At 69.1% G+C, this 13,527-nt stretch carries 12 protein-coding genes and 1 pseudogene; 2 read left to right on the forward strand and 11 right to left on the reverse strand.

The annotated features are described in order from the left end of the window. Positions 1–4: 4 nt before the first annotated feature. The 3 genes from BJ964_RS04130 to BJ964_RS04140 are packed head-to-tail and all read right to left on the reverse strand — an operon-like array spanning position 5 to position 2,984. Positions 5–1,264 (reverse strand): M50 family metallopeptidase, encoded by a 1,260-nt coding sequence (locus tag BJ964_RS04130; RefSeq protein ID WP_188119434.1) that lies wholly within the window; start codon positions 1,262–1,264, stop codon positions 5–7. Next, positions 1,264–2,472: a 1-deoxy-D-xylulose-5-phosphate reductoisomerase gene (dxr, locus tag BJ964_RS04135; protein WP_188119435.1), complete on the reverse strand. Its 1,209-nt coding sequence runs from the start codon at positions 2,470–2,472 to the stop codon at positions 1,264–1,266. The genes BJ964_RS04130 and dxr overlap by 1 nt, the downstream gene beginning before the upstream one ends. 29 nt (positions 2,473–2,501) lie before the next feature. Then, the gene (locus tag BJ964_RS04140) at positions 2,502–2,984 is read right to left on the reverse strand and encodes a YcxB family protein (protein ID WP_188119436.1); all 483 of its coding nucleotides are present in this window, start codon (positions 2,982–2,984) and stop codon (positions 2,502–2,504) included. Between the two features lie 100 nt (positions 2,985–3,084). On the opposite strand from BJ964_RS04140, the gene BJ964_RS04145 reads away from it, so the two are divergent. Continuing rightward, positions 3,085–4,641, forward strand: coding sequence for a phytoene desaturase family protein (locus tag BJ964_RS04145; protein WP_188119437.1), 1,557 nt, complete (start codon positions 3,085–3,087; stop codon positions 4,639–4,641). On the opposite strand, the gene BJ964_RS04150 is transcribed toward BJ964_RS04145, so the two are convergent. Continuing rightward, the gene (locus tag BJ964_RS04150; protein WP_188119438.1) at positions 4,638–6,188 is read right to left on the reverse strand and encodes a Rieske 2Fe-2S domain-containing protein; all 1,551 of its coding nucleotides are present in this window, start codon (positions 6,186–6,188) and stop codon (positions 4,638–4,640) included. The two genes, BJ964_RS04145 and BJ964_RS04150, sit on opposite strands and share 4 nt — an antisense overlap. Before the next feature lie 124 nt (positions 6,189–6,312). Between BJ964_RS04150 and BJ964_RS47745 the strand changes: the two genes are divergently transcribed. Then, positions 6,313–6,552, forward strand: a complete 240-nt coding sequence (locus tag BJ964_RS47745) for a DUF2631 domain-containing protein (RefSeq protein ID WP_229806559.1) — start codon at positions 6,313–6,315, stop codon at positions 6,550–6,552. Positions 6,553–6,610: 58 nt separating this feature from the next. On the opposite strand, the gene BJ964_RS04160 is transcribed toward BJ964_RS47745, so the two are convergent. The 7 genes and pseudogenes from BJ964_RS04160 to rpsB all read right to left on the reverse strand — a co-directional run bounded on the left by BJ964_RS04160 (position 6,611) and on the right by rpsB (position 13,468). Next, a complete protein-coding gene (locus tag BJ964_RS04160; protein ID WP_188119440.1) occupies positions 6,611–7,846 on the reverse strand; it encodes a DivIVA domain-containing protein in 1,236 nt (411 codons plus the stop codon). Positions 7,847–7,883: 37 nt separating this feature from the next. Then, complete coding sequence (gene rlmN, locus BJ964_RS04165; protein WP_188119441.1) at positions 7,884–9,062, reverse strand: 23S rRNA (adenine(2503)-C(2))-methyltransferase RlmN; 1,179 nt, start codon at positions 9,060–9,062, stop codon at positions 7,884–7,886. Positions 9,063–9,105: 43 nt separating this feature from the next. Then, a pseudogene (locus BJ964_RS04170) lies at positions 9,106–10,038 on the reverse strand (phosphatidate cytidylyltransferase); the annotation flags it as partial. A gap of 191 nt (positions 10,039–10,229) precedes the next feature. Next, positions 10,230–10,787 carry a ribosome recycling factor gene (gene frr / locus BJ964_RS04175; protein WP_188119443.1) on the reverse strand — a complete coding sequence of 186 codons (558 nt, stop codon included), beginning with the start codon at positions 10,785–10,787 and terminating at the stop codon, positions 10,230–10,232. A 58-nt stretch (positions 10,788–10,845) separates the two neighbouring features. Beyond that, positions 10,846–11,601 (reverse strand): UMP kinase, encoded by a 756-nt coding sequence (gene pyrH, locus BJ964_RS04180; protein ID WP_188126782.1) that lies wholly within the window; start codon positions 11,599–11,601, stop codon positions 10,846–10,848. A 107-nt stretch (positions 11,602–11,708) separates the two neighbouring features. Continuing rightward, positions 11,709–12,539, reverse strand: a complete 831-nt coding sequence (tsf, locus tag BJ964_RS04185) for a translation elongation factor Ts (protein WP_188119444.1) — start codon at positions 12,537–12,539, stop codon at positions 11,709–11,711. A gap of 29 nt (positions 12,540–12,568) precedes the next feature. Continuing rightward, positions 12,569–13,468, reverse strand: a complete 900-nt coding sequence (gene rpsB, locus BJ964_RS04190) for a 30S ribosomal protein S2 (protein WP_188119445.1) — start codon at positions 13,466–13,468, stop codon at positions 12,569–12,571. Between the last annotated feature and the right edge of the window lie 59 nt (positions 13,469–13,527).

A 13,527-nucleotide genomic window follows, 5' to 3' on the forward strand; every position in this document is an offset into this window, starting at 1 on the left:
CTACTCACTTGAAGATCGTGATCGGGTTGATGATGTCGGCGGTGACGGTCAACAGGGTGAACGCACCACCGATGAGGATGACCGCGTACGTCACGGGCATCAACTTGTAGTAGTCGACCCGGCCTGGGTCAGGCCGCCGGAAACGTTTGTAGACCCACGAGCGAATTGCTTCGAACCAGGCGATGGCGATGTGCCCGCCGTCGACCGGCAGCAGCGGCAGCAGGTTGAACAGCCCGATGAACACGTTCAGCGAGATGAAGACCTGCCAGAAGACCTCGGGCACACCCTTCTCGATGGCCTCGCCGCCGATCCGGCTGGCTCCGACCACACTGATCGGGGTGTCCGGGTCGCGCTCGTCGCCGGTGATCGAGTTCCACAGCGCGGGGATCTTCTGCGGGATCCGGGCCATCGCCTGGATCGAGTTCTCCACCAGGTACCAGTTGAACTCGCCGGAGGCGGGGATCGCGCCGAGAGGACTGTATTCGACCACCCTGGGCTGGTCTATCTCCAGGTTCACACCGGCGACCGCTACCTTGGAGACCGGGCCCTTCGGGTCGTTCAGCGGGGTCCGTTCGGCGGTGGCCAGGTCGACGGTGATGGTCGCGGTCTGGCCGTTCCGCACGTACTCGAACGAGGCCGGGCCGGCGGGCTGGGCGCGGATGGCGTCGGTGAGCTGCCCGTAGTTGGCCACCGCGGTGGTGCCCACCTTGGTGATCACGTCGCCGGTCTGGAGGCCGGCGGCCTTGGCCGGACCCGCCACGGCGCCGTTCTGGCCGACCACGCACTCGGGGCTGGTGTCGGAGTGCAAGGTGGGGACGCAGTCACCCACGAAGATCATCGCGGGAGCGGCACGCTGCTCCTCCGCGGTGTCCGGCAGATGGATGTTCGGCAGGCCGATGCTCCAGGCCATCACCCAGGCGCCGACCAGCGCCAGCATGAAGTGGGTGATCGAGCCGGCGGCCATCACGACGGTCCGCTTCCAGACCGGGAACCGCCACATGGCGCGGTGCTGGTCCTCCGGGGCGACGTCGTCGTCCTGCGGCGTCATCCCGACGATCTTGCAGAATCCACCGAGTGGGATGAGCTTCAATCCATACTCGGTCTCACCGCGGTGGAACGAGAACACCGTCGGGCCGAACCCGACGAAATACTTCGTCACCTTCATGCCGAAGCGCTTGCCCGTGATCATGTGACCCAGCTCGTGCAGGCTCACCGAGATCAGAATGGTCAGCGCGAAGGCTGCGCACCCCAGCCAGAACAGCATCAGGCTCCTTCAGCCGCAGTCTCGATTGTCCGCTGTGCCTGGGCACGCGCCCATGCCTCGGCGGCAAGCACGTCATCGACGGTACCCGGCTCCGCGAAATCCGGGGCCGCCGCCAACACCCGCTCGAGGGTGTCGACGATGCCCAGAAAAGGTAGCCGACCGGAGACGAAAGCGGCCACACACTCCTCGTTCGCCGCGTTGTAGACGGCCGGCAGGCAGCGCCCGGCCCGGCCGGCCTGCTTGGCCAGCCGCACCGCCGGGAACGCCTCGTCGTCCAGCGGGCGCAGCTCCCAGTTGTGCGCGCTCGTCCAGTCGACCGCGGCCGCCGCCTGCGGCACCCGCTCCGGCCAGGCCAGGGCCAGGGCGATCGGCAGCCGCATGTCCGGCGGGCTGGCCTGGGCCAGCGTCGAGCCGTCGGTGAACTCGACCAGGGAGTGCAGGACCGACTGCGGGTGCACCATCACCTCGATGTCGTCGTACGCCACCCCGAACAGCTCGTGCGCCTCGATCACCTCGAGCGCCTTGTTCACCATGGTGGCCGAGTTGATCGTCACGACCGGGCCCATGTCCCAGGTCGGGTGCTTCAGCGCCTCCTCCGGGGTGACGTTCGTCAACTCGTCGCGCCGGCGGCCCCGGAACGCCCCGCCGCTGGCCGTCAGCACCAGCCGCCGTACCTCGGCCGCTGTCCCGCCGCGCAGGCACTGGGCGAGCGCCGAGTGCTCGGAGTCGACCGGGACGATCTGGCCCTCCTTGGCGACGCGGCGGACCAGCGGCCCTCCGGCGACCAGGGACTCCTTGTTGGCGAGCGCGAGGATCCGGCCGCTCTCCAGCGCGGCCAGGGTGGGCGCCAGGCCGAGGCTGCCGACCACGCCGTTGAGCACCACGTCGCACGGCCACTTGGCCAGCTCGGTCATCGCGTCCGGGCCGGCCACGATCTTGGGGAGTTTGAAGTCGCCGGTGGCCCAGCCCCGCTTCTGCGCCTCGGCGTAGAAGGCGAGCTGGAGGTCCTGGGTGACCGAGGAACGGGCCACGCCGACCACCTCCACGCCCAGCTCCAGTGCCTGGGCGGCGAGCAGTTCGACGTTGCCGCCGCCGGCCCCGAGGGCCACCACCCGGAACTTGTCCGGGTTGCGCCGGACGATGTCGATGGCCTGGGTGCCGATGGACCCGGTGGAGCCGAGCAGTACGAGGTCACGCATACCGCTCATCTTCCCGGACGGCCGCACCCCGGTCGCCGTCAGGCCGGGACGTGCGCCCGGACGAACGCGGTCACCTCGGCGGCCGTCTCCGGCGGCAGGTCGGCGATCGGCACGGCGAAGAAGCCGCTCTGCCCGGTCCGCGCGATCAGCAGGCCCGGAGTCTCGTCCAGCCGGTCCACGGCGGCCCACCGGTAGAAGACCTCGGTCAGGTCGCTGGTCATCCGGACGCCCTGGTCGTCGACCCGGTACTGGGTCGGACGGCCGATCACCCCGGCCATCTTGCCGACCACCGACCGGACGGTCAGCGGCGGAACGACCGCGATCAGGCTGACGCCGAGCAGCGCGACGAAGAGCCCCATGGTGCGCTCACCCAGGCTGAAGAACAGGAAGTCGAGCGCGATCAGCAGCACCCCGAGCAGCCGGGCGAGCCGCAGCTGCGGCCTCATGAACTGCTTGACCGAGACGGCGAGCTGCTCGCGGGTCGGCTGTACGTAGAACGAGAAGTCGGTGGCGGCATCCACGACTGTGAGATCGTAGTGAGCCGCAACCCGGAACGGGATAACGATCCGGTACGCGGTCGGCTGAAGATGACGCGCTGATCGCGGGGTAGCGTCGATCGGCATGACGCCCATTCCCGGCCGCGCCGACGTGGTAATCATCGGAGCCGGTCACAACGCCCTGGTCTCCGCCATACTGCTGGCCCGCGCCGGGCTCGACGTCGTCGTCCTTGAGGCGGCGGGCGTGCTCGGCGGCGCCACGCGTACCGAGCATCCCTTCGCCAAGGTTCCCGGTCTCGGCCAGTCGACCGGCTCCTACCTGCTCGGCCTCATGCCACCGGAGCTGCTGAAGACGCTGGACGTGGACATTCCGGTGCTGCGCCGGGATCCGCACTACTTCCTGCCGTCGCCCGGGCCGGCCGGCTCGCCGTACCTCCTCTTCGGCAGTGACGGCGAGGCCAACCGCGCGCAACTGGCGCCCCGCGACGCCGCCGCCGACGAAGCGCTGGCCTGCGAGATCGGCGCGCTGCGCGCCGATCTCGCGCCCTCCTGGCTGGAGGAGCCGGGGTCCGTCGAGGAGATCGCCGACCGCTGGATCCGGCCGCAGCTCCAGAGCACCTTCCTGGATCTGGTACGCGGATCGGTCGTCGACTACCTGGGTCGTTTCGGGTTCGCCAGTGAGCTGCTGATCGCCATGTACGCGGTGACCGACGGCCTGTCCGGGCTGAACGCCGGGCCGGACGATCCGGGCACCGGGCACAACTTCCTGGTCCACAACATGTGCCGGCTGCCCGGCTCGGACGGGACCTGGTTGATCGCCGAGGGCGGGATGGGCACGGTCTCCCGGGTGTTCGCCGACGCCGCGCGGGCCGCCGGGGCCCGCCTCTACACGGATGCCCGGGTGACGGCGGTGACCGTGGACGGCGGGGCGGCCAGCGGGGTGGTCCTGGCCGATGGGCGGTCGGTCGCGGCGAATGTCGTTCTGGGTGGCTGTGACCCGTACCAATTGATGGGTCTTGTCCCTGAAGGTGTTCTGCCGGTCTCGCTCACCGAGCGGATGGCCGCGGTCAAGCGGACGGGAAGCACGCTCAAGGTCAATCTCGCGCTGCGCGATCTGCCGCGTTTCTCCTGCCTGCCGGAGGGTGCGCCGTCGCCGTTCGGGTCGACCATCCACCTGCTGCCGGGCGACGCCTCACCGATGACGAACCTGCGGCGGATGTGGGCCGATGTGCAGGCCGGGGTGCTGCCGGACGAGCCGACCATCGAGTGGTACCTGCACACCACCATCGACCCGTCGCTGCGCGACGAGGCCGGGCATCACTCGTCCGCGCTCTTCGTGCAGTCGGTGCCCTTCGAGCCTGCCGGATCTTCGTGGGATCAAGAGCTTCCGGGGTACGTGGACCGCCTGCTCGCCCTCTGCGACCGGTACGCGCCGGGGACGTCCGACCTGGTGGCCGATGTGATGCCGCTGACCCCGCCGGGGATCGAGAAGCACTTCGGGATGACCGGCGGGCACATCCACCACGTCGACAACACGGTCGCCTTCGACCGGCGGATGCCCTATTTCACCGGGCTGGACGGGCTGTACCACGGCTCCGCCGGCGCGCACCCGGCCGGCAGCGTGATCGGCGCGGCGGGCCACAACGCGGCCCGCCGCATCCTTCGTGATCTGGCCGTTTAGGCCTTCTTGGTCGCCCTGATCTTGTGGCCGACGCCGGTGAGGCAGCGGCCACTCGGCAGGTCGAACTTCCAGCCGTGCAGCTGGCAGGTCAGCACGTTGCCCTCGACGATGCCGAACCGGGACAGGTCGGCCTTCAGGTGCGGGCAGCGGCGCTGCACGGTCCAGTCGCCGAACTCGATGTCCTCGGCGTCGACGGCCTTCTCGTGCTCGTCGTACCAGCCCTCGGCGTACTGGAGGCGCTCCTCGGAGAGGCACTTGAAGAACGCGTAGACGAACTCGTTGTACTGGCCGATCCGGGCCGCCGAGAAGCGGCAGGACAGGAACAGCGAGTTCACCCAGTCGCCCTCGTCGATGAAGATGAGGTGCTCGATCAGCTCGCGCTGGGTGCGGAAGCGGTAGCGGACCTTCTCGTCGGCGTACGCCCGGACCTGCTTGCCCGGGAAGTCCACCACGATCGACTCGACCTCGTCGCCGTCGTAGGAGACCAGGTCGAAGCGGACCGGGCCGCCCACGCCCTTGGCCATGTAGATCGACTCCTCGAGCAACGGCTCGATCCGCTTCTTCAGCTCGCCGAGGACGTCGATCTCCGGGTGCCGCCAGGACGCCTTCTCGGCCTCGATGACCGGGCGCTTACGCTCCCGCATCTCCTCCAGGTGCGCCTTCTTGTTGGCGAAGAACTCGTCGACCGGCATCGGGTGCGTGGTGGTCTGCCTCGTGCCGCCGTCGGTCAGCTCGGTCACGCTGCCGGGCAGCTGGACGACCGCGTTGGTGCCGCCGACCTTCGCGTACTCGGACAGGAACACCGACTGGTCGGGGAAGATGTTGCCCTCGTCGCCGTGGATGTCGTTGAACTGCCACAGTTCGTCGTCGAGGAAGCACGGCGGACCGGCGATCGGGAAGACGAAGTCCGCCTTCAGGTCGTCGATGTAACGCCAGGTGCGGTCGAACTGCCGCTCCCGCTTCTGCTTGCCGAACGCGGTCTTCGCGCTCTCCGGCAGCTCGTAGACCATCGGATACCAGATGGCGCCGGAGAACTGGAGCATGTGCGCGTGCACGTGGCCCAGCTCGTTGAACCGCGTCAGGTCGGCGGGCCGGGCGTCGTTCTGGTTCAGCACGCGGACGCCGTCGTACTCCACCCAGAGCGACGAGTCACCGATCGGGCCGTCGGTCGGGCTGATCAACGCCTGGATCATCACCTTCAGGCCGCCGTCCAACTCGTGCACCTCGTCGGACTTCGTCCGCAGGAAGCTGGTGAAGCCCAGCGCCCGCAGCTCGTCCTCGAGCTGGCTGGTCGGGTACTCCGGCAGGAGCACCGTGGCCTTCTTGTTGATGAACCTCTTCAGGTGCTCCGCGTCGAAGTGGTCCCGGTGCAGGTGGGAGACGTACAGGTAGTCGACGTCGCCCAGGGTCTCCCAGTCCAGCTGGGAGTTGTCCGGGAACGGGAACCAGGAGGCGAAGTACGCCGGGTTCACCCACGGATCGCACAGAATGCTGCCGGCAGCGGTGTCGATCCGCATGCTCGCATGGCCGGTGCCCGTGATCCGCACTTTGATCGCTCCTCTGCTGACTGCGTTTTTGACCGCCTCGAAACTACAGCCGGGTTGCTGGGTTCCGCCCGTCGACCCCGTGACAGACTGTTTTCCGATTCAACATCGACTAGGAGGTCGCCACGTGGCTGCGGAAGAACACCACGAGGAGGTCTACGCGCCCGACCAGCTGAAGCCCGGCAACCGCAAGCGGGCCCAGAAGGGCGCGATCATCTCGGCCGCCATCATGTTGCTCTTCTTCTGGGGCAACCAGCAGGGCAACACCGAGAAGGTCTGGCTCGCCGTCATCGCCGTGGGCCTGATCGCCATCATCATCGGCGACGCCGTCCTGCGCCGCAGCGGCCTCCGGCCGAGCGACCAGTAGCCCCTCGGCTCACGAAAAAGAGGGGGCCCCTCGGCCCCCTCTTTTCGGTTTCGCTCACTCAGCGGCGCCGCAGCAGGATGTCCTTCACCTCGCGCAGCGCGGCGTCGACCTCGGCCTCGAAGTAGCCGTTCGGCACCAGACCGAACTGCAGCATGTCGAGGTCGTTCTCGTTCACCGGCATCGGGCCGCGGCCGGTCATCGCCTGCAGGATGCCCTCGAACAGCCGGTCCACCTGCATCGGGTCGTAGCCGCTGCCGAACCGGCGGGGCTGGAACGTGCGGCGCAACTGGTCCACCCGGTACAGCTCGCCACCCGGCTCACCCAGCGGCGGGCCGAGCTGCGGCTGCTGCGGGCCGTAACCCCCGCCGTACGGCGGGCCGCTCATCGGCGCGCCCGGCATCGGCGAACCGGGCATGGCCATCGGCGAACCCGGCATCGGGGCGCCCGGCATCTGGCCGTAACCGCCGCGCTGGTCCCGCTCGGGCATCCGGATCTCGGCGGTCATGTCGGCCTTGCCGTGCCGGCCGGGCTCGAAACCGTCGTAGCCGCCCTGGTCGTAACCACCCTGGTCGTAGCCGGGCGGCGGGCCGGGCCGCTGCGGAGGCTGCTGCTGCGGGGGCTGCTGGCCGTAACCGGTGGGCTCGTCGTACCGCCCGTACGGGTCGGGGCCGGGCGGAAGCTGCTGCTGCTGCCGCTGCGGCATCTGCGGGGGCAGCATCCGGTCGTCACGCACCGGTGCGGGCAGCCGCTCGGTCGGCGGGGACGCCATCCGGGCCGCCGGGTTCATGGCCGGGCCGGCCGGCTGCTGCGGGCCGCCGAAGCCGCCCTGACCGGGCATGCCCTGCGGCTGCATGCCGCCGCCCGGCGGGTAACCCTGGCCGGGGGGCGGGAAGCCCTGCCCCTGCTGCATGCCACCGGGACCGCGGTCGTAACCGCCACGATCGAAGCCCTGGCCGGGCCCGGGGCCCATCGACGGGGGGCCGGAGGCGGAGGCGGCGGTCAGGCCGCTGCGCATGGAGTCGCGCATGGGATCCGGAGCGGGACGCCCGCCCCGCTCCTCGAACTCGGCGAGCTGCCGCTCCACCCGGTCGAGGTGCAGGTCGACCTGCCACTCGTCATAGCCGCCGAAGCGCACACGGAAGACGACGTCGTGCACCTCCTGCGCCGCCACCGGCGGGCCGACCTGCTCCCCGGCCAGGGTCGCCTCGACCCGGTCCAGGAAGGCGTCGACCTCGTCGACCTTGTAGCCACGCCGCAGCGCACGCCTTCGGAAACGCTGCCCCTGACTCGTCACAACGTCTCCCACTCCGCTCGCTGGGACCTACGCCCAGTCACTGTGCCACCTCCGCGTCGGCTGCGGCGCCCCCTGCGCTCGCGTGCGTCAGCTCGCCCGCGGCCAGTTGGCCGCATGCGCCGTCGATCTCCCGCCCCCGGGTGTCGCGAACGGTCGTCGCGACGCCGGCCTCACGCAGCCGGCGGACGAACTCGCGCTCGACCGGTTTGGGACTGGCATCCCACTTGCTGCCCGGTGTCGGGTTGAGCGGGATGAGATTCACATGGGCCAGCTTGCCGTTCAGAAGGCGGCCCAGCAGATCGGCACGCCAGGGCTGATCGTTTACGTCCCTGATCAGGGCGTATTCGATGGAAACCCGACGGCCGGTCTGCGCCGCGTAGTCGAACGCGGCATCGAGCACCTCGGCCACCTTCCAACGCTGGTTGACGGGCACAAGCTCATCGCGCAGATCATCATCGGGGGCATGCAGTGACAGCGCAAGAGTCACCGAGAGCTGTTCAGCGATCAACCGGCGCATTGCGGGCACCAAACCCACCGTGGACACGGTGATGTGCCGTTGTGACAGCCCGAGCCCCTCCGGAGCGGGCGCGATGAGCCGCCGCACCGCCTCGATGACCCGCGGATAGTTGGCCAGCGGCTCGCCCATCCCCATGAAGACCACCCGGGACAGGCGCGGCGGGGAGCCGGTGACCGCACCGGACGCCGCCACACCGGCCAGGTAGACCACCTGGTCCACGATCTCCGCCACCGACAGGTTGCGGGTCAGGCCCTGCTGGCCGGTCGCGCAGAACGGGCACGCCATACCGCAGCCGGCCTGGCTCGACACACAGGCGGTCACCCGGTCCGGATAGCCCATCAGGACGCTCTCCACGAGCGCGCCGTCATGCAGCTTCCACAGCGTCTTGCGCGTCGCGCCGTCGTCGCACGCCTGCTCCCGGATCGGGGTCAGCAGGGTGGGCAGCAGGTCCGCGGTGAGCCGCTCGCGCGTCGCGGCCGGCAGGTCCGTCATCTCGGAGACGTCCCGCACCAGGCGGCCGAAGTAGTGGGTGGAGAGCTGCTTGGCCCGGAACGCGGGCTCGCCCAGGCTCGCCACCGCGCTCTTGCGGCCGGCGAGGTCCAGGTCGGCGAGGTGGCGTGGGGGCATGCTCGGACGGCGGCGGGTACTGACCGCGTCTGGCTGGTCGGGGCTGATCGGGATGACCGGAAGAATCGTCATGGCGTATCCAGTCTCCCACGTTCGCCGAGTGTCTCGCCCATAGCTAGCTCGGGGCGATGATCGCGAAGAGCAGGTACGCGGTCGGAACGGCGAACAGGATCGAGTCCAGCCGGTCCATCAGGCCGCCGTGCCCGGGCAGCAGGTTGCTCATGTCCTTCACGCCGAGATCCCGCTTGAGCATGGACTCGGCCAGGTCGCCGAGCACCGCCACCACCGAGATGACCGCGCCGAACAGCAGGCCCCCGTAGACCGGCACGTCGAGCAGGAAGAAGAGCAGCGCGCCGCTGCCGATGGCGGCCGCCGTGACCGAACCGGCGAAGCCCTCCCACGACTTCTTCGGGCTGATCTTCGGAGCCATCGGATGCTTGCCGAGGAACACGCCGGCGGCGTACCCACCTGTGTCCGAGAGCACCACGGCGACCAGGGTGCAGATCACCCGCAGCGGGCCGTCGTCCATCTGCACCAGCATGGCCGCGAAGCTCAGCAGGAACGGGCCGTAGACGGCGATCAGGAGACTGGGGGTGAAGTCCCGGCGGACCGCGGCCACCCCGTCGGCGAGACGCCACAGGACCGCGGCGCCGACCGTGGCGACCAGGCCCAGGGTCAGCGCGTCGACGCCCTCGAACCAGGCCAGGCCGATCATCACGGTGCTGCCGGCGATCAGCGGGATCAGCGGCGGGCGGGCACCGGTGGTGGCCAGCGCGCGGGCCATCTCCCAGGCGCCGACGCCGGAGGCCACCACGAGGACGGCCAGCAGGGCGATCGGCTCGATCAGCAGGGACGCCAGAACGATCAGGCCCAGGCTGAGGCCGACCGCGATGGCGGCGGGCAGGTTACGGCCGGCACGGCTGCCACCCTGCGGTTTGCGGCCTTTCCCGGCACGGCGGCGGCCCTTGCCGCCGCTCCTGGCGGTCTCTGCCGGCTGCGGGTTACCGGGCTCGATCATCGATTCCGTTCCGGGGTACGCGGGCGGCGCTGCCGCTGGTTGCAAAGACAATGCCGACCCCTACCTCATGCTCACAGAAACCGTGCAGAGCGTACTGCAAAGGTGACGGTAGAACAGGGTTCGAGATGGCCGGGAATTTAACCATCCGTGAACCAGGACCGGCCGAACAGGCGGAAGCCCGGCACACCTGTCGGCGAGGCGGGCCGGGCTTCGTCCGGTGCTCAGACCTCGAGCAACTCGGCTTCCTTGTGCTTGAGAAGCTCGTCGATCGCGGCGACGTAGCGGTGGGTGACGTCGTCGAGTTCCTTCTCGGCGCGACGGCCGTCGTCCTCGCCGGTCTCGCCGTCCTTGACCGCCTTGTCGATCTGGTCCTTGGCCTTGCGGCGGACGTTACGGATCGCGACCCGGCCGTCCTCGGCCTTGCCGCGGGCCACCTTGATCATCTCTCGGCGGCGCTCCTCCGTCATCTGCGGGAGGTGGATGCGCAGCTGCGTACCCTCGTTGTTGGGGTTGACCCCGAGATCGGAGTCACGGATCGCCCGCTCGATCGGGCCCAGCTGAGACGCGTCGTAGGGCTTCACGATGACCATGCGCGGCTCCGGGACGCCGACGGACGCCATCTGCGTCACCGGCGTGGGCGCACCGTAGTAGTCGACCAGGATCTTGGAGAACATCGCGGGAGTAGCCCGGCCGGTACGGATGGCGGCGAACTCCTCCTTGGCGTGCTCGACCGCGCTCTCCATCTTCTCCTCGGCCTCGAAGAGGGTTTCCTCGATCACCGGCTCTTCTCGCCTCCTTGCTGTCTTCGGTGGTGCGGGATGTGGGGACGGAGCGCGATCAGTCGGCGGTGATCAGGGTCCCGATCCGCTCGCCGGCACACGCGCGCACGATGGTGTCGTCGCCCTCGGCGCCGAAGACCAGCATCGGGAGCTTGTTCTCCTCGCAGAGGCTGAACGCGGCCTGGTCGGCCACCCGCAACCCGCGCTGGAGGACGCCCTGGAAGGTGATGGTCTCCAGTTTCCGGGCGGTGGGGTCGATCCGGGGGTCGGCGGTGTAGACCCCGTCCACGCCGTTCTTGCTCATCAGCACCATGTCCGCGTGGATCTCCAGCGCACGCTGGGCGGTCACCGTGTCGGTGGAGAAGTACGGCATGCCGGCGCCCGCGCCGAAGATCACGACCCGGCCCTTCTCCAGGTGACGGATCGCACGGAGAGGAAGGTACGGCTCGGCGACCTGGGCCATCGTGATGGCGGTCTGCACGCGGGTCTCGATGCCCTCCTTCTCCAGGAAGTCCTGGAGGGCCAGGCAGTTCATCACCGTGCCGAGCATGCCCATGTAGTCCGCCCGGTTGCGGTCCATGCCGCGCTTCTGCAGCTCCGCGCCACGGAAGAAGTTGCCGCCGCCGACCACCACGGCGACCTGGATGCCGCGCCGCGTCACGGTCGCGATCTGCTTCGCCAGCGACTGGACCACGTCGGGCTCGACCCCGACCGCGCCGCCGCCGAAGACTTCGCCGGAGAGTTTGAGCACGACCCGCCGTGGCCGCATGGGCGGCGGGTTCTCGTCAACCGTGGCGGACTGCTCGGTCACCATCGTCATGAGACCCGCCTTCCCTTCGCTATCTGCAGGAGACCTTATGCGACCGGGAGGCCGGGCGCTGAATCGCGTACCCGACCTCCCGTGCCACAGCGTTACTCGCCTTACTCCTGGCCGACCTCGTACCGGACGAAGCGGGTGACCTCGATGCCGGACTCGCTGACGACCTGCTTGACCGTCTTCTTGTTGTCGACGACCGAAGCCTGCTCGAGCAGGACGAAGTCCTTGAAGAAGGAGTTCACCCGGCCCTCGATGATCTTGGGCAGGGCCTGCTCCGGCTTGCCCTCCTCACGAGCGGTCTGCTCGGCCACGCGGCGCTCGGTCTCGACGACCTCGGCCGAGACCTCCTCGCGGGTGAGGAACCTCGGGCGCATCGCGGCGATCTGCATGCCGACCGCGCGGGCGTCGTTGTCGGCCGCCTCGTCGCTCTTGCCGGTGTACTGCACCAGGACGCCGACCTGCGGCGGCAGGTCCTGAGCCTTGCGGTGCAGGTAGACCGCGACGGTGCCGTCGACGATCGTGAAGCGGTTGACCACGATCTTCTCGCCGATCTTGGCGGCGTAGTCCTGGACCAGGTCGGCGACGGTCTTGCCGTCCTCGATCGTGGCGGCCAGCAGCGCGGCGGCGTCGGCGATCTTGTTGTCCTCACCGAACTTGACCAGCCGGTCGCCCAGGGCGACGAAGTCCGGGGTCTTCGCGACGAAGTCGGTCTCGCAGTTCAGCTCGAGCAGCGCGCCGCCCGAGTGGCTGACGATGCCGTTCGCGGCGGTCCGGCCGGCCCGCTTGCCGACGTCCTTCGCACCCTTGATGCGGAGGAACTCGACGGCCTTGTCGAAGTCGCCCTCGGACTCCTCGAGCGCCTTCTTGCAGTCCATCATGCCGGCACCGGTGAGGTCGCGGAGCTTCTTGACGTCCGCGGCGGTGTAGTTAGCCATGACTCTTCTCTCGATGTCGATCGGTCGAGTTACTCGGCGGGGACGGCAGCGGCGGGAGCAGCGGGAGCATCCGCGGGAGCCGCGGGAGCATCGGCGGGAGCGGCAGCGGCAGCGGCCGGCTCCTCAGCCTTCTTCTCGGCGCCCTCGTAGAGGTCCCGCTCCCACTCGGGCAGCGGCTCGCCGGCGGCGACGGTGCCCGCCTCGGGCTTCTCGTCGGCGTTGCCACCGCGGCCACGGCCGGAGCGGGCGATCAGGCCCTCGGCGACGGCGCTGGCGACGACCTTGGTCAGCAGCTCGGCGGAGCGGATCGCGTCGTCGTTGCCCGGGATCGGGAAGTCGACCTCGTCCGGGTCGCAGTTGGTGTCCAGCACCGCGATGACCGGGATGTTGAGCTTCCGGGCCTCGTCGACCGCGATGTGCTCCTTCTTGGTGTCCACGACCCAGATCGCCGACGGCACCTTGGTCATGTCACGCAGACCACCGAGGGTCTTGGTGAGCTTCTCCTTCTCGCGGGAGAGCTGGAGGGTCTCCTTCTTGGTGTAACCGGCGGCGGTGCCGCTCAGGTCACCCAGGGCCTCGAGCTCCTTCATCCGCTGAAGACGCTTGTACACCGTCTGGAAGTTGGTCAGCATGCCGCCGAGCCAGCGGTGGTTGACATACGGCTGACCGACCCGGGTCGCCTGCTCGGCGATGGCCTCCTGCGCCTGCTTCTTGGTGCCGACGAAGAGGATGTGGCCACCCTCGGCGACGGTGTCCCGGATGAAGCTGTACGCCTTCTCGATGTAGTCGAGGGTCTGGCGCAGGTCGATGATGTAGATGCCGTTGCGCTCGGTGAAGATGAAGCGCTTCATCTTCGGGTTCCAGCGGCGGGTCTGGTGCCCGAAGTGGACACCGCTCTCCAGCAGCTGACGCATGGTCACGACGGCCATGGTTGGCACTCCCTGATCTTCCCTGGTTGTCACGCCCACCGGCGGTGGGCGTCCTGGCG

It is taken from the genome of Actinoplanes lobatus (assembly GCF_014205215.1).
GTDB classification, from domain to species: domain Bacteria; phylum Actinomycetota; class Actinomycetes; order Mycobacteriales; family Micromonosporaceae; genus Actinoplanes; species Actinoplanes lobatus.